We start from the raw sequence: 18,383 nt of genomic DNA on the forward strand, positions 1-18,383 counted from the left end.
CCTGCTGGTGGACCGCCTGCGGCGCCGGTGATCCACAGGGTCGCCAGGCTGTGGACAACCAGGCCCTGACCAGCCTTCCTGCCGGCCACCGCCGGTAGACTGGAATCGGGACGGACCCCCGGGAGGGCGGGCCCTGCGCTACGGGGTCCAGGTCGGTTTGTCGACTCCCGGCTCCCGCGTTCCGAACTCCCAGTACGGCTCCGACCCCGGCAGCCCGCCCGCCATCCGGACCCGCGTCAGGCGCCCGTAGCCGCTGTCCGCTTCCTCCATCAGGTCGCTGTAGTCCACCGGCGAGCCGGCCGGGTCCTTGCGCCCCAGGGAATCCAGCCACCGGCCCGTTCCGGCCAGGGACAGCCGCGCCCGCCAGGTGCCGCCGTCCGTCACCTGGCGTCGCAACGCCGTCATCACCGCTGCCGCCGTCAGCCAGCCCGTTGCGTGGTCCAGGGCCTGGACCGGCAGGGGCGTCGGCTCGTCCGGCGAAAACGCCATTCCGTTCGACATCTGGACCAGGCTGTCGAACCCGCGCCGCCGCGCCCACGGGCCTTCCCAGCCGTACGCGCTCAGGTCCGCGATCACCAGCCCCGGGCGCAGCGAAGCCAGCTCCGCGGGCCCGAACCCGATGCGCTCCAGCGCCCCCGGGCGGAACGACTGCACCAGCACGTCCGCCCGGCTGATCAGCTTCTTCAGCCGGGCGCGGCCGCCCTCGGTGTCCAGGGCCACGAACGCCGAGCGCTTGCCCTGGTTCGTGTCGCGCACCAACGCCTCGACCCGCGGCAGGTGCGCCGCCCCGATGTGCAGCACGTCGGCGCCGTGGGCCGCCAGTACCCGGCCCGCCACCGGCCCCGCGAGCACGTGCGTCAGCTCCAGCACCCGGATGCCGCCCAGCGGCCGGTCCGAGTAGAACAACGTCCGCTTCGGCGCGTCCGCGACCGGCTCCAGCGAAACCAGCGGCAACGAGGCCACCGCTTCACCCTGCGGGTGTACCGCCCAGTCCTCGGGTGAGCGCAGCTCGGCGGCCGCTCCCCCGGCGCTGACCACGGCGTGCTCGACCTCGCGGGCGCTCCGGCCGGCGACCGCCTTCTCGACCGCGTTGCGCGTTCCGGGCACGCCCAAGCCCCAGCACACCGCCGCTTCGTGACGCGGGTAGTTGCAATGCAGGCGCACCCAGCCGTCGGCCGTGCGGTAGTTGCCCGACAGCGGCGCCCAGACCGACTCCGCGCCGACGCCGTCGACCTTCAGCAGCTGCTCGCTGTGGAACGCCGCCGCCGCGTGGCGCGTGTCCGCCGTGACGACACCCGGCTCGATTCCGCGCAGCCGCAGCATTTCCCCGGCCGCCAGGGTGGCCGCCGCGATCGACGCCGTGGCGGCCGCCGCCACCCGGTACGGCCCCGGCAGCACGGCCTCGGTCCCGGTCAGCTCGAAAGCGCCCGGTGAAGACCCGGTGAGGGTGTCCCAGACACGCTCGACGATCTCGCGCACTACGGGAGCGCCGCGACGAGCTCGGCGGGCGGCACCCGGGTGCCGGTGTAGAACGGGATCTCCTCCCGGACGTGCAGCCGGGCCTCGGTGCCGCGGAGGTGCCGCATCAGGTCGACGATCCGGTGCAGCTCGTCGGCCTCGAAGGCGAGGATCCACTCGTAGTCGCCGAGGGCGAAGGACGCGACGGTGTTGGCGCGCACGTCCGGGTAGTCGCGGGCTTCCTTGCCGTGGTCGGCGAGCATCTTGCGGCGGTCGGCGTCCGGCAGCAGGTACCACTCGTAGGACCGCACGAACGGGTAGACGCAGACGTACTTGCGGGCCTCTTCCCCGGCCAGGAAGGCCGGGATGTGGCTCTTGTTGAACTCGGCGGGCCGGTGCAGCGCGGTCTGGCTCCAGACCGGCGTCGACGCGCGGCCCAGCGGCGTCCGGCGGAACCCGGCGTACGCGGCCTGGACCTGCTCGATCTCCTCGGCGTGCCACCAGATCATGAAGTCGGCGTCGGCGCGCAGCGCGGACAGGTCGTAGACACCCCGGACGGTGACGCCCTTGGCCTCGAGACCGTCCAGGTACTCCGTGGTCTCGCGGCCGGCGGCCCCGCGGTCTTCGCCCAGCCGGCCCGGCTCGATCCGGAAGACCGACCAGGTGGTGTAGCGGATGGTGTCGTTGAGCTCGTTGTAGTTGACCCGCGCCATGGCTCCATCCTGTCACCGCGGCCCTGCGTGCGCCGCCACGGGTCAGGTGAGAGCACTCACGCGGAAAAGTGCGCCGCGATCCGCTGCGCCGCCGCTTCGGCGGTCGCCACACACGCCGGCAGCCCGACGCCGTGCAGGGTCGCCCCGGCGATCGCCAGCCCCGGCACCCCCGCGACGGCCTTCTCGATCCGCTCCACCCGCTCCAGGTGCCCGCTGCCGTACTGCGGCAGGCCGCCGCCCCACCGCGTCACCAGGGTCTCGATCGGGGCCGCCGTCACGCCCGTCAGGCGGGCCAGGTCGTCGCGGACCACGCGGACCAGCTCGACGTCGTCGGCGCGCAGCGCGCCCGGCTCGCCGAACCGGCCGACCGAACCGCGGACCAGGACCGGGCCCGTTCCGTAGTGCGCCCACTTGCGGGACGAGAAGGTGAACGCTTTCGACGCGTACGGCCCGCCCGAAGCGTCCCGCTCGCCCTGGCCGATCAGGATCCCCGACGCCTCGGGCAGCGCCGTGCCGGGCGGCAGGGCCAGCGCGACCACGGCCATCGACGCCAGCTCGACCTCGCCGAACGCCGCCGAAGCCGCCGGCACCAGGTCCGCGAGCAGGCGGCGGGCCGACGGTGCGGGCACCGCGAGCACCACCGCGTCCGCCTCGGCGGTGTTGCCCGCCGGCGCGTGCGCGGTCGGCGCCGCGCCGAGGCGCAGCCGCCAGCCGGAGCCGTGCCGCTCGATCTCGCACACCGGCAGGCCGGTCCGCAGCTCGGCGCCGGACGCCGTGGTGAGCCGGTCGATCACCGTGCCGAGGCCGCCCGGGACGGTGCCGAACACCGGCGCCGCCGACGGGTTCGCCGGGAGCTGGGCGGCGGCCGCCGCGGTCAGCGAGCCCGCGCCCGCCGCCAGCTCCGACGCCAGGCCGGGCATGGTCGCGCGCAGGCCGAGGCCGTCGGCCCCGCCCGCGTAGACGCCGCCGAGCAGCGGGTCGACCAGCCGGTCCACCAGCTCGTCGCCGAAGCGCTCGCGCAGCAGCGGCCCCAGCGGCAGGTCCCCGCCCGGCAGCCGCAGCGCCGGCAGCGACGGCTCGGCCTCGACGGCCTTCCGGCCCGCCTCGGACAGCACCCCGGCCACCGACTCCGCCGACGCCGGCACGCCCATCACCGTGCCGGGCGGCAGCCCGGTGACCGCGCCACCCGCGTGGATCTTCGCGCGGGCCTTCGTGGGGTGGACGACGTCGAGCCCGAGCTCGCGGACCAGCGCGAGCATCTCGGGCCGGCGGACCAGGAACGCCTCGGCGCCGACGTCGTAGGGCACGCCGGCGAGTTCGGCCGTGCGCAGCTTCCCGCCCGGCGTCGTCGTCTTCTCGAACACCGTGATTTCGGCGCCCGCGCCGAGCAGGCGCCGCAGCCGGTACGCCGCGGTCAGCCCGGAAACGCCGCCCCCGACGACCGCGACGCGCTTCACAGCTCGTGCACCAGCGCGACCACGCGGGTCAGCACGTCGGGGTCGACGCCGGGCAGCACGCCGTGGCCGAGGTTGAAGATGTGGCCGTCGGCCGCCTTGCCCTCTTCGGCGATCCGCCGGACCTCGGCTTCCAGCACCGGCCAGGACGCGTGCAGCAGCGCCGGGTCCAGGTTGCCCTGCACGATCGCGCGCCCGCCCAGGCGCCGCACCGCTTCGTCGAGGGGAATCCGCCAGTCGACGCCGACGACGTCCGCGCCTGCGTCGCGCATCGCGGCCAGGAGCTCGCCGGTGCCGACGCCGAAGTGGATCCGCGGCACGCCGTACTCGGCGACGCCCGCAAGGACCTTCGCCGAATGCGGCAGGACGAACTCGCGGTAGTCCCGCTCGGACAGCGCCCCGGCCCAGGAGTCGAACAGCTGGACCGCGTCGACGCCCGCGTCGAGCTGCGCGCGCAGGAAGGTCAGCGCGACGTCGGCCAGCCGCCCGGCCAGCTCGTGCCAGAGCGCCGGCTCGGAGTGCATCAGTGCCTTGGTGTGCTCGTGGTTGCGGCTCGGGCCGCCCTCGATGAGGTAGCTGGCCAGGGTGAACGGCGCGCCGGCGAAGCCGATGAGCGGCGTCTCGCCGAGCCGCTCGACCAGCAGCCGGACGCCGTCGGCGACCTTCGAGACCTGCTCGGGCTCGAGGGACGGCAGCGCCCGCACCGCGGCGAGGTCGCGCACCGGCGCGGCGGCCACCGGCCCGGTGCCCGGCACGATGTCGATGTCGACGCCGGCGGCCTTCAGCGGCACCACGATGTCGCTGAAGAGGATGGCCGCGTCGACGCCGTGCCGCCGGACCGGCTGCAGCGTGATCTCGGCGAGCATTTCCGGGTCGAAGCAGGCGTCGAGCATGGGCACGCCCTCGCGCAGCGCGCGGTACTCGGGCAGCGAGCGCCCCGCCTGGCGCATGAACCAGACGGGCGTGCGGGCCGGGCGTTCGCCGCGCGCGGCGGCCAGGAACGGGGCATCGGGCAGCTCGCGGCGGCCGGACGGGGCGGACTGGCGCGGCAGGGGCGTGGTCTGAGACATCGCCGTCAATCGTGCCACGAGCCCGGGCGGGCCCGTTCCTCGGCGCGCCTGCGCCCGCAACAGGGCGTGCCCGCCCTAAAGTCGGTGCGTGACCGCGATGACGCCAGTGCCCGAGCTCTTCCGCGAAGCAGTCGCGGCGCTGCAGTCCGTCCGGCCCCGCCGGGAGGTGCTGCTGGAGCCGATGCGCCCGCCGCAGCGGCTCGCGCCGTGGTCGTACGCGGTCAGCTGCGAGGTCGCCGGGCCGGCCGATGTGCTGGCGTCGGGTCGGCTGGTCCTGCTGCACGACCCGGACGGCCAGGACGGCTGGGACGGCGTGCTGCGCCTGGTCATGTACGTGCGCGCGGAGCTGGACCGGGAGCTGGCGACGGACCCGTTCCTGCCGGCGGTCGGCTGGTCGTGGCTGACCGACGCGCTGGAGGTGTCCGGCGCGAGCTGGAAGGCGCTGGGCGGCACGGTGACCGAGACGTCGTCGGCCCGCTTCGGCGACATCTCCGGCCCCGCCCGCACCGACGACCTGGAACTGAGGGCGTCGTGGACGCCCGCGGACGCCTCGCTGGTGCCGCACGGGCAGGCCTTCTGCCAGGTGATGGCCAGCGTCGTGGGCCTGCCGCCGGTCGGGGTGACCCTGTTCGGGCAGCGCCAGGGCTCCTGACCCGGCCGTCCGGGCGATCTTCGGCAACGAAACGGCAACGGCGGGCGCCGGTGGACTCCGCCGGGCGCGGCCCCTTGTACGGATGTGAGCAAAATTCACATCCGCTGAACGTCGTTCACGGCACGTCCGCCCTCTGAAACACCCCTGAACGCCTCCGGCAGCCTCCTGGACCACCGGAGCCCGCCAGGCCCGTCCGCGGCGTCTGAGGCTGTTTCACGTCTCCTCGTTCGTGACACCAGGCGGTCACGCACCGCAACAAGATCAATCCGGCGTCCCGGGACCCGCCGGGACCCGCCAACGGACACGGACAGTCACAGCCCCGGGCCTCGGCACGGGCTCCGGGGCCCGGCGGAGACGGACGATCAAGCCCCGGCCGGAGCCACATTCCCCGCCACGGGGGAGCCCATCCGGCCCCCCGTCACTAGGCGCACCGGAAGCTGCACGGCTCATCTGCACGGCCATTTGGCCGCCGGTAACTCCATAGCATCGTGTTCGCTGGGCTATCCGTTAGCAACCGGCCGTGTACTAGCCCGATCGTGTTACTTCGAACCCACTGAGTGACTGTTCGTTTGAGATAGATACCCATTCGATCCCCCCGCGAAGGGCTCAGGGCGGCTACAGTGCCTTCGACGACACCACTTTCGGTCTAAAGCTGGCGCGGCTGAACGGCCGAAGGTCCCGGTGCCGGTCGGGGGGCACGACCGACTCCAGGGAGGTAGTGACGTGGCTACCGTCGGCTTATCTCAGGCCGTCCGATCCACGCCAGCCGGTGCATTGCCGGCGAGCATGGTTCCGCACCCGCGGGAAGAGCTGTTTTCCGTGTTGGTGGTCGATGACCACCCGCTGTTGAGGGAGGCAATCGCAGCAAGACTCGCACAGATGGGTGCGGGTACCGTCCACGAAGCCGCCACGGTGGCCGAGGCGAGGGCGCGAGCACAGGCCACCGGGCCTTGTGACCTGGCGATCCTCGATCTCGGACTGCCGGACGGCAGCGGCATCGAGCTGGTTACGGAACTCCGTAGCCACGGCTGGCCGCGCGTGGTGGTTCTCGCATCCTCGGACGACCCGTACGCGGTCCGCTCGGCCTTCCAGGCCGGGGCCCAGGCGTACCTGCTGAAGTCCGCGTCACCGGTCGTCGTGACCGATGGCGTGCGGCGCGTGCTCGAAGGCGGCGTCTACGCCGACCCGAGCGTGGCTCCGGTGCTCGCCACCGGGACCCGCGTCGCGGGCACCGACAACACCCCGCGCGAGCTGTCCGCTCGCGAGGTGGAAGTGCTCCAGCTGGTCGCCGACGGGCAGTCCAACAAGGAGATCGGCGAGGAGCTTTCGCTCTCCGCCCTCACCGTCAAGTCCCACCTGTCCCGGATCGGGCGCAAGCTCGGCACGGGCGACCGGGCCCAGATGGTGGCGCTGGCCATGCGGGCCGGCGTGATCCGCTGACGCAAGCGAACAGCCCTGCGGGGCGGGCAGACCAGGCGCGGTATGCCCGTCCCGTAGGGTCGTCATTCATGGGAAGTGCAGAGGCCGAGGACACCGGGATGGAGATCGAGTCCACGGGCGGCCCTGTGCTGCTACGCGAACCCGCCGAGGGCACGCCCCCGGTGATCACCGAGCCGTCCGCGCTGGCCGAGGCCTGCGCGCGGCTCGCCGCGGGCACCGGCGCGGTCGCCGTCGACACCGAACGCGCGTCCGGCTACCGGTACTGGCCCAAGGCCTACCTCGTGCAGCTGCGCCGCGAGGGTTCCGGCACGGTGCTGATCGACCCGATCGCGCTGGCCGACGACCTCCAGCCGCTGCGCGACGTCCTCAACGACCTGGAGTGGGTGCTGCACGCCGCCTCCCAGGACCTCCCCTGCCTCGCCGAGCTGGGCCTGCGCCCGGCGGCGCTGTTCGACACCGAACTGGCCGGCCGGCTGGCGGGGTACGAACGCGTGGCGCTGGGGACCCTCGTCGAGCTGCTGCTCGGCTACACCCTCGAAAAGGGCCACAGCGCGGCCGACTGGTCGAAGCGGCCGCTGCCGGTCGACTGGCTGAACTACGCCGCCCTCGACGTCGAGCTGCTCGTCCAGCTGCGCGAAAAGCTGGAGGCGGAGCTGGGCGCCCAGGGCAAGCTGGAGTGGGCGCGGCAGGAGTTCGAGAACGTCCGGACGGCCCCGCCGCCGCCCCCGCGGGCCGAGCCGTGGCGCCGGACGTCCGGCGTCCACAAGATCCGCAGCCCGCGCGGCCTCGCGGCGGTCCGCGAGCTGTGGCAGGCGCGCGACGAGCTCGCCCGCAAACGCGACCGCGCGCCGAGCCGGATCCTGCCGGACAGCGCGATCGTCAACGCCGTCACGGCCGACCCGAAGACGGTCGAAGAGCTGCAGGCGCTGCCGGTGTTCAGCGGCCGCGTCCAGCGCAAGTACACGGCGAGCTGGCTGCGCCACCTCCAGGCGGCCCGCGCGCTGCCGGCTTCGGAGCTGCCGTCGCCGTCGCAGCCGACGGACGGCCCGCCCCCGGTGAACCGCTGGGCGGACAAGGACCCCGACGCGGCCGCGCGTCTCGCAGCGGCGCGGGCGGCGCTGACGGCGATCGCCGAGGACCGCCGGCTGCCGGTGGAGAACCTGCTGCTGCCGGACCTGGTCCGCCGCACGTGCTGGCGCCCGCCGGCCGAGACAGACGAGGACGCGGTCGCGGAGGTCCTGCGCGCGGGCGGCGCCCGGCCGTGGCAGGTCGAGCTGACCGCGAGCGTGCTGAGCAAAGCCCTGCAGGCCACCGCTTCCTGACAGATACGGGACACTTCGCCGGGCAGCTCGGGAAACCGGGCGAAACCGGGCACCGGCTGCCCTAGGCTGCGCCGGAAAACGCCGCACCGCCCGAAGGTATTCCGATGACCGATTTCATGTCCGATCAGCCTGCCGTGCAGTGCTTTCTCAGCTTCACCCACGAAGATGACAGTTTCCTGAATTTCGTCACACCGCTCAAGTATTCGCTGGAGAAGTTCTGCGCCTCGGCGCACGGGCGCAAGATCGAAGTGTTCGTGGACCGCGAAAGCATCGGGTGGGGCGAGGACTGGCGGACGAAGATCCAGGACGGCCTGAACGCCGCGATGGTGTTCGTCCCGGTCATCTCGATGAACTACTTCTACGAAAGCGGCGCCTGCCGGGAAGAGCTGACCGCGTTCTACGCCAAGGCGAACGAGCTCGGCCTCACCCAGCTGATCCTGCCCCTGATCGTGCTGGGCCACGAGCTGATCACCGGCCAGAGCGACGACGCCAACATCCGGATCATCGAGAAGCTGCAGTACGTCGACATCAAGGAGGCGGTGCTGGCCGGCGCGGGCACCGCGGAGTGGCGGCGCACGATGGACGTGGTGGCGGACAAGCTGATCCGGGCGATCCGCTCGGCGGAGGCGGCCCTGGAGAAGCTGAAGAAGTGCGACCGGCTGCTCCTCGCCGGTATCGCCCCGGAACGCGACGGTCCCGGGCTCCAGGAATACAAGGAAAACCTCACGAAGATCGGCGAGCTGATGGAACGGCAGTTCGACGCGATCAGCCACTCGCTGGACGAGCTGGCCGAGGAAATGCGCCAGCTGACCGGCGACGTGGCCGGCCTGCGCCCGGAGGCGATCAAGGCGAGGGTGGTCCGCGCGGCCGACACGATCAAACCGATGGCGGTCAACATCCAGCAGGTCGGCACGGCGTTCGAGACCACGGTCGCGGAAACCGATGCGACGATCCGGTCGTACATGCGCCTGATGGACTCGCACATGACCCCGGAACTGCTGGACCGCGCCCGCCGCGAATACGACGAATTCGCCGAAATGCTGACCGGCCTGATGGAATTGGAGATCCGGATCACGGAATTCCTGACGCAGATCCGCCCGCTGGAAGCGATCAACGCACCCCTGCGCGCGGCGATCCACCCCCTGCGCGCGGGAGCGCAGTCGATGCAGCTGGGCATCCGCACGATGCGCGAGCTGTCGCGGATCATCGGCAACCTGCTGAGCGGCAGCCCCCGGCCCCGCTAGTCCGCGAGCGCCGCCAGCAACGCGTGCGCCTCGGCGCGCAACTCCTCCGTCGGCTCCGGCAGGCCCACCAACCGGACCACGCCGTCGGCCCCTTCTCGCACGTGGGCTTCGACGTCCAGCGCCGGGTCGTCGCGGCGGATCACCGCGATGCTCTCCACCAGCCCGAACACCAGGTCCGTCCGGATCCCCACCGCGGCCGCCGCCACGCCCGAAGCCGCCACCAGACGGCCGTACGCCGCCTTCAGCTCCGCGCGTTCGGTGCGGAAGTGCGCCAGGTTCGGTGAGCCCACCTCCGGCAGCAGGTACAGCGCGCCGAGGTTGTGGCGGGCGCCGCCGAGGAGGCCGATGTCCGCGTACGCCAACGCCCACAACCGGACCGCTGCCGGCGCCTCTCCGGCGACCAGGCGAGCCGCCAGGGCCAGCGACGGGCGGACCGTCTCGGCCAGCAGCGCCGCGAGGATGTCCTCCTTCGCCGGGAAGTGGTAGTAGAGCGACGCCTGGCGCAGCCCCGCGCGTTCGGCGATCGCTCTGGTCGTCGTGGCCGCGTACCCGGCTCCGGTGAACAGCTCGCCCGCCGCGTCGAGCACCGCCTGGCGCGCGTCCGGGCGGCTCGCCGCCGCTCCGCTCGCCCTCGGCCTGCCCACTCCCGACCCTTTGACCACGGACGTGATCTTGCCAGGTCGGCCGCCGCGACACGCGCACGACTGGCGGGGTTACGCCCGGATGTCGTCATTGACGCCGTGTCGATCCCGCCGTTAACGGATCCCTAACGCGGCGGAGATCATCGCGTCGCGGCGGAAACCTAATTTCTGTCATGCGATCGAAACAAGGAGCCCGCATGACGCCACCCGACGAACTCGCCGCCTTCGGTTACCGCCAAGAGCTTCGCCGGTCGCTGGGCGGGTTCTCCGCCTTCGCCGCCGGCTTCTCCTTCGTCTCCATCCTCACCACCGTCTTCCAGCTCTTCGGCTTCGGCTACACCTTCGGCGGCCCGCTGTTCTTCTGGACGTGGCCGGTCGTCCTGGCCGGCCAGCTGCTGGTGGCCCTCAACTTCGCCGAACTCGCCGCGCGCTACCCGCTGGCGGGATCCGTGTACCAGTGGGCGAAACAGCTGTATCTTCCGGGGCCGAGCCCCAGACCCCAGCCGGGGGGCAAGCCCCCCTGGACCCCCCAACAGAACGTGGGCCGCGGCTTCCTCGGCTGGCTGGCCGGCTGGATGATGCTGCTCGGCTGCATCGTCGCCCTCGCCGCCGCCGCGATCGCGCTGCAGATCGTGCTCCCGTCGGTGTGGGACGGCTTCCAGGTCGTCGGCGGCGACCCGTCGGTGACGTCGCCGACCGGCGCGGCGAACGCCGTGCTGCTCGGCACCGTGCTGCTCGTCTTCACCACCGCCGTCAACGCCGGCGGTGTCCGGCTGATGGCGCGGATCAACGACGTCGGTGTCGCGGCCGAACTCCTCGGCGTCCTCGTCCTCATCGCCGGGCTGGCGCTGTTCGCCGTCCGCGGTCCGCAGGTCGTGCTGCACGACGCACCCGGCACCAGCGCGGGCGTCGGCGGCGTGCTCGCTTCGGCGCTCATGGCGGCGTACGTCCTCTACGGCTTCGACACCGCCGCTTCGGTGGCGGAGGAGACGAAGGACGCCCGCAAGACGGCTCCGCGGGCGGTGCTGCGGGCCGTGCTGGTCTCCGGGATCGGCGGCCTGGCCGTGGTCGTCACCGCGCTGATGGCCGCGCCGAGCCTCACCGACGGGCAGCTCGCCGGCAAGGGCCTGCCGTATGTGATCACCGCCGTCTTCGGCGACACCCTCGGCCGGGTCTTCCTCGCCGACGTCGCGATCGCCGTCGTCGTCTGCACCCTCACCATCCAGACCGGCACCGTCCGGCTGATCTACGCGATGGCCCGCGACGGCGCGCTCCCCGCCTCCGCCCGCCTCGCCGGGGTCAGCCCGCGCACCGGGACGCCGGTCGTGCCCGCGCTGCTGTCCGGCGCGCTGGCCATCGGGCTGCTCCTGCTCAACGTCGGCAACCCGACGCTGTTCAGCACGATCACCGGGACGTCGGTGGTGGTCGTCTACCTGGCCTACCTGCTCGTCACCGGGCCGCTGCTGGTGCACCGGCTGCGCGGGGGCCTCCCGGCCGAGCCGGGCCGGTTCTCCCTGGGCCGGTGGGGCGTTCCGCTGAACGGCGCAGCCGTCCTCTACGGAATCGCCATGATCGTCAACATCGCCTGGCCGCGCGCGGAGATCTACGATCTCGCCGGTTCGGGCTCCCCCTGGATGCTCTTGTTCCCGATAGAGTTCGTCGGCGGCGCACTGGTGATCGGCTGGCTCTGCTGGCTGCGGCTGCGCCCGGCTCCCGCCCTCGAACCCGCGACCTGAGAGAGGACGACCATGAGCACCACCGCGACGACCTACGGAGCGCGCGACCACGCCCGCGCGCAGGCCGGCACCGTGGTCGACACGATGCCGTCGATCCCGGCGAGCAGCTGGCCGTCCCCGCCACCGGAGGTCGATCCGGAGGCGCTGACCTGGGCCGAAACCGTGGCCGGCGGCGGGTACACGCACAAGGTGCTGGCGCGCGGCACGCGGCTGCGGCTGACCGACGTCGACGGCGACGCCTGCGCCCACCTGCTGCTGTTCAACGCCGTGGCGCCGTGGGAGCGGCTGAACGTCGCCGACACGGTCAAGGTGCAGTGGAACGCCTACCTCGGCGAATCGGTGGCGCTGCTGTCGGACCAGGGGCGGGTGCTGGCCACGATCGTCGCCGACTCCAGCGGGCGGCACGACGCGCTCTGCGGGACGTCCACTGTGGACGGAAACACCGCCCGTTACGGCGACGGCTCCCCGCACGGCCCCTCCCCCGCCGGGCTGGCCCTGTTCACCCTGGCCGCGGCCAAGAACGGCCTCGGGCCGCGGGACCTGCCGCCGAGCCTGTCCTTCTTCCAGGGCGTGCGGGTCCAGTCCGAAGGCGGGCTGGAGTTCACCGGCTCCGCGGGTGCCGGCAAGGCCGTCGACCTGCGGATCGAAATCCCGGCCATCGTGCTGCTCGCCAACGTCGCCCACCCGGTCGACCCGCGGCCGGAGCACACCGTGTCCCGGCTGGAGGTCCTCGCGTGGCGCGACCGGCCGACCACTCCGGACAGTCCCGAGTGGACACACACGCCGGAGGCGCAGCGCGCGTTCGAGAACACCGCGGACTACCTGAACGCCCGGGGGATCGCATGAGCACGGCCCACGAATCCCAGCTGGAAGTCAGCGTCGACGTTCCCGCACGGGCACCGTATTCGACGGTGCTGCAGCAGGGGCAGGAGCTGGCGATCGTCGACCTCGGCGGCAACCAGGCCGTCGACTTCCTCTGCTACGACGCGAACGACACCGCCAAGCGCTACAGCGCGGCCGCGACGATCGCCGCGCAGGGCAACATCTTCCTGACCACCGGCAGTGTCCTGCGCACCCAGGAGGGCGCGCCGCTGCTGACCGTCGTCGCCGACACCTGCGGGCGGCACGACACGCTCGGCGGCGCGTGCAGCAAGGAGTCCAACAGCCTCCGCTACGGCCAGCACACGCGCTACCAGCACGCCTGCGTCGAGAACTTCCTCATCGAGGGCGCGAAGTGGGGCCTGGGCAAGCGCGACCTGGTCAGCAACGTCAACTGGTACATGAACGTGCCGGTCGAAGCGGACGGGACGCTCGGCATCGTCGACGGGATCTCCGCGCCGGGCCTGGAGGTCCGGCTGCGCGCGGAGACCGACGTGCTGGTGCTCGTCTCGAACTGCCCGCAGATCAACAACCCCTGCAACGGGTTCGACCCGACGCCGGTGCGGATGGTCGTCATCTCCCCGGGAGTCGCCGCGTGAGGCTGCTCGTCGCCAACCGCGGCGAGATCGCGGTCCGGATCCTGCGCAGCGCGAAGGAACTGGGCCTCGAAACCGTCGCGGTGTACTCCGACGCCGACCGCCTCGCCCCGCACGTGCGGCTCGCCGACCGGGCCGTCCGGCTCGGGCCCGCGCCCGCGGCGGAAAGCTACCTGCGGGCCGAGGCGATCATCCAGGCCACGCTCGACACCAGCTGCGACGCGATCCACCCCGGCTACGGCTTCCTCTCGGAGGACACCGCGTTCGCGCGGGCCTGCGAAGACGCCGGGATCGCGTTCGCCGGGCCGTCCCCCGAGCACCTGGAGGTGTTCGGCAGCAAGCACACCGCACGCGAGGCGGCGATCGCCGCGGGCGTGCCGCTGCTGGCCGGCACCGGCCTGCTGTCCGATGTGGACGAGGCGCTGGCCCGCGCGGAGGACATCGGCTACCCGGTGATGCTCAAGGCGACCGGCGGCGGGGGCGGCATCGGGATGCGTGCCTGCGCGTCCCCGGCCGAACTGCGCGCCGCCTGGGACTCCGTGCGCAGTGTCGCGGCCAAGAGCTTCGCCAGCTCCGGCGTCTTCCTCGAACGCCTGGTGACCCGCGCGCGGCACGTCGAGGTGCAGGTCTTCGGCGACGGCTTCGGTGAGGTCCTGGCCCTGGGCACCCGCGACTGCTCGCTGCAGCGGCGCAACCAGAAGGTCGTCGAGGAGTGCCCGGCCCCGGAGCTCCCCGAGGACGTCCGGAAGCACCTGGTCGAGTCCGCCGTCGCGCTGTGCTCGTCGGTGCGCTACCGCTCGGCGGGCACGGTCGAATACGTCTACGACCCCGACCGCGGCGAGGCGGCGTTCCTCGAGGTGAACACCCGGCTGCAGGTCGAGCACCCGGTCACCGAGGCGGTGTACGGCGTCGACCTGGTCGCCTGGATGCTGCGGCTCGCCCAGGGCGACCGCGGGATGTTCCGCGCGATCCCGGTCCCGCGCGGGCACGCCGTCGAAGCGCGCGTGTACGCCGAGGACCCGGGCGCCGGGCACCGGCCGAGCGCGGGCCTCGTCACGCGGGTCACGCTGCCCGCGGACGTCCGCGTCGACACCTGGGTCGAGCCGGGCACGACCGTCACCATGCACTACGACCCGTTGCTGGCCAAGGTGATCTGCACCGGCACCGACCGCGCGGACGCACTGGCGAACCTGCGGGAAGCGCTCGCCGCGACCCGGTTCGACGGCGTCCAGACCAACCTGGGCCAGCTGCGGGCGGCGGCCGCCGACCCGGCCTTCGGCGCCGCCGGCCATGATACGTCCACTTTGGATACGATCGAAGACGCCGAACCGCGGATCGACGTGGTGCGCGGCGGAACCATGACGACCGTGCAGGACTGGCCGGGCCGCACCGGGTTCTGGCACGTCGGGGTGCCGCCGAGCGGCCCGATGGACGACCTCTCGCTGCGCCTGGGCAACCTCGCGCTCGGCAACCCCGAAGGCGCGCCCGGCCTGGAGTGCACTGTGGACGGTGTGGCGCTGCGGTTCTCCCGCGCCACCGAGGTGTGCGTCACCGGCGCGCCGACGACGGTCCTCGTCGACGGCACCGAGGTGCCCCTGTGGACCCCGGTCGAGGTGCCCGCGGGGGCGACGCTCGACGTCCGGGCGTGCACCGCCGGGCTGCGCAGCTACGTCCTGGTCCGCGGCGGCGTCGACGTGCCGGAGTTCCTCGGCAGCGCGGCGACGTTCACCCTGGGCAGGTTCGGCGGTCACGGCGGCCGCGCCCTGGCCGCCGGGGACGTCCTGCGGCCCGGCCCGGCGCCCGCGGACCCGGTCGTGGGGCCGGTCCCGGCCGCCGAACGGCCGTCCTTCGCTCCCCATTGGACGATCGGTGCGCTCGAAGGCCCGCACGCGGCCCCGGAGTTCTTCACCCCGGAAGACGTCGACACGTTCTACGCCACGGACTGGCAGGTGCACTTCAACTCGGCGCGCACCGGCGTCCGGCTCGTCGGCCCGCGGCCGCAGTGGGCGCGGCCGGACGGCGGCGAGGCGGGCCTGCACCCGTCGAACATCCACGACACGCCGTACGCGATCGGCGCCGTCGACTACACCGGCGACCTGCCGATCCTGCTCGGCCCGGACGGGCCCAGCCTCGGCGGGTTCGTCTGCCCGGCGACGGTCGCCACCGGTGAACGCTGGAAGCTCGGGCAGCTGCGCCCGGGCGACACCGTGCGGTTCGTGCCGATCGGCGCCGACCACGCGGCGGCGCTGCGGACGCGGCCCGCGTCGGCGGTCGAGCCGAGCCGGCCCGCGCGCGACGACGGCGGCGTCCTCTCGCGACTGTCCTCTTCGGATGAAGAGCCGTCGGTCACCTACCGCCGCAGCGGCGACGACAACCTGCTCGTCGAGTACGGCGAGATGAAGCTCGACCTGGCCCTGCGGATGCGGGTGCACGCGCTCGGCGAACGGCTCGCCGCCGAGGGCGTGCCGGGGATCGTCGACCTCACCCCGGGCATCCGGTCGCTGCAGGTGCACGTCGACCCGGACGCGCTGCCGGTCGGCAAGGCGCTCGGGCTGGTGCGCGAGCTGGAGCGCGACCTGCCGCCGACGCGCGACCTCGTGGTGCCGAGCCGCAGCGTGCGGCTGCCGCTGTCGTGGGACGACCCGGCCACGCGCGAGGCGATCGAGCGGTACATGACCGGTGTGCGCGACGACGCGCCGTGGTGCCCCTGGAACATCGAGTTCATCCGGCGGGTGAACGGCTTGTCCACTGTGGACGACGTGTACCGGACGGTGTTCGACGCGGAGTACCTCGTGCTGGGCCTCGGCGACGTCTACCTCGGCGCTCCGGTGGCGACGCCGCTGGACCCGCGCCACCGCCTGGTGACGACGAAGTACAACCCCGCGCGGACGTGGACGGCGGAGAACTCCGTCGGCATCGGCGGCGCCTACCTGTGCATCTACGGCATGGAGGGTCCGGGCGGCTACCAGTTCGTCGGGCGGACCGTCCAGGTGTGGAACAGCTGGCACGGCGGGGAGCGGCCGTGGAACCTGCGGTTCTTCGACCGGATCTCGTGGTACCCGGTGCCGGCGGACGAACTGCTGGAGCTGCGGGCGAAAAGCTCGGCCGGGCAGCTGGAGCTCGACACCACCGAGGGCACCTTCGCGCTGGCGGACTACCAGCAGTTCCTGGCGGACAACGCCGAGAGCATCGCCGGGTTCCGGGCGACGCAGGCGGCGGCGTTCGAAGCGGAACGGCAGGCGTGGGCCGCGGCGGGCGAGTTCGACCCGAAACCGGAGCCGGTCACCCGGCCGCCGGCCCGGGTCGAGGCGCCACCGGGCGGGCACGTCGTGGAGGCGCCGTTCGCGGCGACGGTGTGGCGGGTCGACGTCGCCGCGGGTGAACGCGTCGAGAACGCGCAGTCGCTGGTGACCCTGGAAGCGATGAAGACCGAGGCGCGGATTCCGGCGCCGGCGAGCGGTGAGGTGGTCGAAGTGCTCGTGTCCCCCGGCGACCAGGTGGCGCCCGGCACGCCGTTGGTGGTGCTGGGATGAGCGCCGACGCACTCCCTCCCGCGGAGGCGGCATCGAACACCGCCGTGGAGCGGGTGCGGGCGGCCTACCGGCGGATCGAGCGGGTGGACCGCCCGGAGATCTGGATCGACCTGCGGCCGGAAGCCGACGTCCTGGCCGAGGCCGCCGCGCTGACGGAAAACGGGCGGCCGCTGTACGGGAAGCTCGTCGCGGTCAAGGGCAACATCGACGTCGCGGGGCTGCCGACGACGGCGGGCTGCCCGGCCTACGCCTACCAGCCGGAGGCCGACGCGCCGGTGGTCGCGCGGCTGCGCGCGGCCGGGGCGCTGGTGCTGGGCACGACGAACCTGGACCAGTTCGCGACCGGCCTGGTCGGGACGCGCAGCCCGTACGGCGCGGTGCGCAACGCCGTGGACCCGGCCTACGTCTCCGGCGGGTCGAGCTCGGGCTCGGCGGTGGCGGTCGCCCTCGGCCTCGTGGACCTGGCCCTGGGCACGGACACCGCGGGTTCGGGCCGGGTCCCGGCGGCGTTCAACGGGATCGTCGGGCTCAAGCCGACGCCGGGTCTCCTGCCCACCGAAGGGGTCGTCCCGGCGTGCGCGAGCATCGACTGCGTGTCGCTGTTCGCCAGGACGGTGGAGGAGGCGTCGTTCGCGCTGACCTGCCTGGCCGAGCCCGCCCAGGTCCACACGGGACGGTTCCGGCTCGGCGTGCCGTCCCCGGAACAGCTGGGCCCGCTGGCGCCGGGCTGGGCGGAGGCGTTCGACGCCGCCGTGTCGGACTACGCCGCCGCGGGCGCCGAAGTGACCACTGTGGACATCTCGGCGTTCCTGGAGGCGGCACAGCTGCTGTACGGCGGCGCGTTCGTCGCCGAGCGGTACACCGCGGTCGGCGAGTTCATCGACGCCCACCCGGACGGCGTCGACCCCGTCGTGGCGTCGATCATCGGGCCGGCCCGCGACGTCCGGGCCCACCGGCTGTTCGCCGACCAGGCCACCCTGGCGGCCCTGCGGGCGGAAGCCCTGGCCACGCTGGCCGGCGTCGACGCGCTCCTGCTGCCGACGACGACCGAGCACCCGACACTCGCCGAGGTCGCGGCGGACCCGGTGGCGGTCAACGCCCGCCTGGGCCGGTTCACCAACGCCACCAACCTGTTCGGGCTCTCGGCGCTGGCGGTGCCGGCGGGATCGGTGGCCGGGCGGCCGTTCGGCGTGATGTTCCTGGGTGCCCCGCACGACGACCTGAAACTGGCGGCGCTGGCCGGATTGCGCCGCTCTCGCATCCCCATCGTGGTGGTCGGCGCCCATCTCCGGGGCCAGCCGCTGAACCACGAGCTCACGTCTCGCGGCGCCCGGTTCGTGTCGGCGGTCTCGACGGCGGCCGCGTACCGGTTGTACGCCTTGGACACGGTGCCGCCGAAGCCGGGCCTGGTGCGCGTCACCTCCGGCGGGGCGCCGATCGCGGCGGAGGTGTGGGAGCTGCCGGCCGCCGGCTTCGGCGAGTTCGTGGCCGGGATCCCGGCCCCCCTGGCGATCGGGAAGCTGGAGCTGGCCGACGGCACGCGGGTGCCCGGCTTCCTGTGCGAACCGGCGGCGGTCGAGGACGCGGAAGACATCTCGGCGAAGGGCGGCTGGCTGGCGCACCTCGGCGCCGGGTAACCGGGTTG

The 18,383-nt window shown here is 73.1% G+C and carries 14 protein-coding genes; 9 read left to right on the forward strand and 5 right to left on the reverse strand.

Annotated features, from left to right (window positions below):
• Positions 1 to 138 precede the first annotated feature (138 nt).
• The 4 genes from AB0J55_RS40950 to hemE are packed head-to-tail and all read right to left on the reverse strand — an operon-like array spanning position 139 to position 4,695.
• Entirely contained in the window at positions 139 to 1,479 is a 1,341-nt protein-coding gene (locus AB0J55_RS40950) for a CoA transferase (RefSeq protein WP_364261831.1), read from the reverse strand.
• Positions 1,479 to 2,171, reverse strand: a complete 693-nt coding sequence (gene hemQ, locus AB0J55_RS40955) for a hydrogen peroxide-dependent heme synthase (RefSeq protein WP_364261834.1) — start codon at positions 2,169 to 2,171, stop codon at positions 1,479 to 1,481. Before hemQ ends, AB0J55_RS40950 begins: the two co-directional genes overlap by 1 nt.
• A 56-nt stretch (positions 2,172 to 2,227) precedes the next feature.
• Positions 2,228 to 3,628 carry a protoporphyrinogen oxidase gene (gene hemG, locus AB0J55_RS40960; protein ID WP_364261837.1) on the reverse strand — a complete coding sequence of 467 codons (1,401 nt, stop codon included), beginning with the start codon at positions 3,626 to 3,628 and terminating at the stop codon, positions 2,228 to 2,230.
• On the reverse strand, positions 3,625 to 4,695 hold the full coding sequence (hemE, locus tag AB0J55_RS40965) for a uroporphyrinogen decarboxylase (RefSeq protein WP_364261840.1): 1,071 nt from the start codon (positions 4,693 to 4,695) through the stop codon (positions 3,625 to 3,627). Before hemE ends, hemG begins: the two co-directional genes overlap by 4 nt.
• An 88-nt stretch (positions 4,696 to 4,783) precedes the next feature.
• Between hemE and AB0J55_RS40970 the strand changes: the two genes are divergently transcribed.
• The 4 genes from AB0J55_RS40970 to AB0J55_RS40985 all read left to right on the forward strand — a co-directional run bounded on the left by AB0J55_RS40970 (position 4,784) and on the right by AB0J55_RS40985 (position 9,353).
• Positions 4,784 to 5,347: a DUF3000 domain-containing protein gene (locus AB0J55_RS40970; RefSeq protein WP_364261843.1), complete on the forward strand. Its 564-nt coding sequence runs from the start codon at positions 4,784 to 4,786 to the stop codon at positions 5,345 to 5,347.
• A gap of 723 nt (positions 5,348 to 6,070) precedes the next feature.
• Positions 6,071 to 6,787: a response regulator transcription factor gene (locus tag AB0J55_RS40975; RefSeq protein ID WP_033291604.1), complete on the forward strand. Its 717-nt coding sequence runs from the start codon at positions 6,071 to 6,073 to the stop codon at positions 6,785 to 6,787.
• 68 nt (positions 6,788 to 6,855) lie between these two features.
• Positions 6,856 to 8,109, forward strand: coding sequence for a ribonuclease D (locus tag AB0J55_RS40980; RefSeq protein ID WP_364261846.1), 1,254 nt, complete (start codon positions 6,856 to 6,858; stop codon positions 8,107 to 8,109).
• Between the two features lie 104 nt (positions 8,110 to 8,213).
• Positions 8,214 to 9,353 carry a toll/interleukin-1 receptor domain-containing protein gene (locus AB0J55_RS40985; protein WP_364261849.1) on the forward strand — a complete coding sequence of 380 codons (1,140 nt, stop codon included), beginning with the start codon at positions 8,214 to 8,216 and terminating at the stop codon, positions 9,351 to 9,353.
• On the opposite strand, the gene AB0J55_RS40990 is transcribed toward AB0J55_RS40985, so the two are convergent.
• Positions 9,350 to 9,997 carry a helix-turn-helix domain-containing protein gene (locus tag AB0J55_RS40990; protein ID WP_364261852.1) on the reverse strand — a complete coding sequence of 216 codons (648 nt, stop codon included), beginning with the start codon at positions 9,995 to 9,997 and terminating at the stop codon, positions 9,350 to 9,352. The genes AB0J55_RS40985 and AB0J55_RS40990 overlap by 4 nt on opposite strands.
• A gap of 194 nt (positions 9,998 to 10,191) precedes the next feature.
• On the opposite strand from AB0J55_RS40990, the gene AB0J55_RS40995 reads away from it, so the two are divergent.
• The 5 genes from AB0J55_RS40995 to AB0J55_RS41015 are packed head-to-tail and all read left to right on the forward strand — an operon-like array spanning position 10,192 to position 18,375.
• A complete protein-coding gene (locus AB0J55_RS40995; RefSeq protein WP_364261855.1) occupies positions 10,192 to 11,730 on the forward strand; it encodes an amino acid permease in 1,539 nt (512 codons plus the stop codon).
• 12 nt (positions 11,731 to 11,742) lie between these two features.
• On the forward strand, positions 11,743 to 12,576 hold the full coding sequence (locus AB0J55_RS41000; protein WP_364261858.1) for an urea amidolyase associated protein UAAP1: 834 nt from the start codon (positions 11,743 to 11,745) through the stop codon (positions 12,574 to 12,576).
• Positions 12,573 to 13,208 carry an urea amidolyase associated protein UAAP2 gene (locus tag AB0J55_RS41005; protein ID WP_364261861.1) on the forward strand — a complete coding sequence of 212 codons (636 nt, stop codon included), beginning with the start codon at positions 12,573 to 12,575 and terminating at the stop codon, positions 13,206 to 13,208. The genes AB0J55_RS41000 and AB0J55_RS41005 overlap by 4 nt, the downstream gene beginning before the upstream one ends.
• On the forward strand, positions 13,205 to 16,738 hold the full coding sequence (gene uca, locus AB0J55_RS41010; protein WP_364261864.1) for an urea carboxylase: 3,534 nt from the start codon (positions 13,205 to 13,207) through the stop codon (positions 16,736 to 16,738). The genes AB0J55_RS41005 and uca overlap by 4 nt, the downstream gene beginning before the upstream one ends.
• Positions 16,735 to 18,375 (forward strand): allophanate hydrolase, encoded by a 1,641-nt coding sequence (locus AB0J55_RS41015; RefSeq protein ID WP_364261867.1) that lies wholly within the window; start codon positions 16,735 to 16,737, stop codon positions 18,373 to 18,375. The genes uca and AB0J55_RS41015 overlap by 4 nt, the downstream gene beginning before the upstream one ends.
• Positions 18,376 to 18,383: the final 8 nt, after the last annotated feature.

The sequence above is a fragment of the Amycolatopsis sp. NPDC049688 genome (genome assembly GCF_040674975.1).
Lineage (GTDB): Bacteria > Actinomycetota > Actinomycetes > Mycobacteriales > Pseudonocardiaceae > Amycolatopsis.

Bases quoted from the DNA above. Each gene is read 5' to 3' on its own strand.
- AB0J55_RS40980 (WP_364261846.1), top strand. From the start codon at position 6,856: ATGGGAAGTGCAGAGGCCGAGGACACCGGGATGGAGATCGAGTCCACG.
- AB0J55_RS40995 (WP_364261855.1), top strand. From the start codon at position 10,192: ATGACGCCACCCGACGAACTCGCCGCCTTCGGTTACCGCCAAGAGCTT.
- AB0J55_RS41015 (WP_364261867.1), top strand. From the start codon at position 16,735: ATGAGCGCCGACGCACTCCCTCCCGCGGAGGCGGCATCGAACACCGCC.
- hemQ (WP_364261834.1), bottom strand. From the start codon at position 2,171: ATGGCGCGGGTCAACTACAACGAGCTCAACGACACCATCCGCTACACC.
- AB0J55_RS41005 (WP_364261861.1), top strand. From the start codon at position 12,573: ATGAGCACGGCCCACGAATCCCAGCTGGAAGTCAGCGTCGACGTTCCC.
- hemE (WP_364261840.1), bottom strand. From the start codon at position 4,695: ATGTCTCAGACCACGCCCCTGCCGCGCCAGTCCGCCCCGTCCGGCCGC.
- AB0J55_RS40985 (WP_364261849.1), top strand. From the start codon at position 8,214: ATGACCGATTTCATGTCCGATCAGCCTGCCGTGCAGTGCTTTCTCAGC.
- AB0J55_RS41000 (WP_364261858.1), top strand. From the start codon at position 11,743: ATGAGCACCACCGCGACGACCTACGGAGCGCGCGACCACGCCCGCGCG.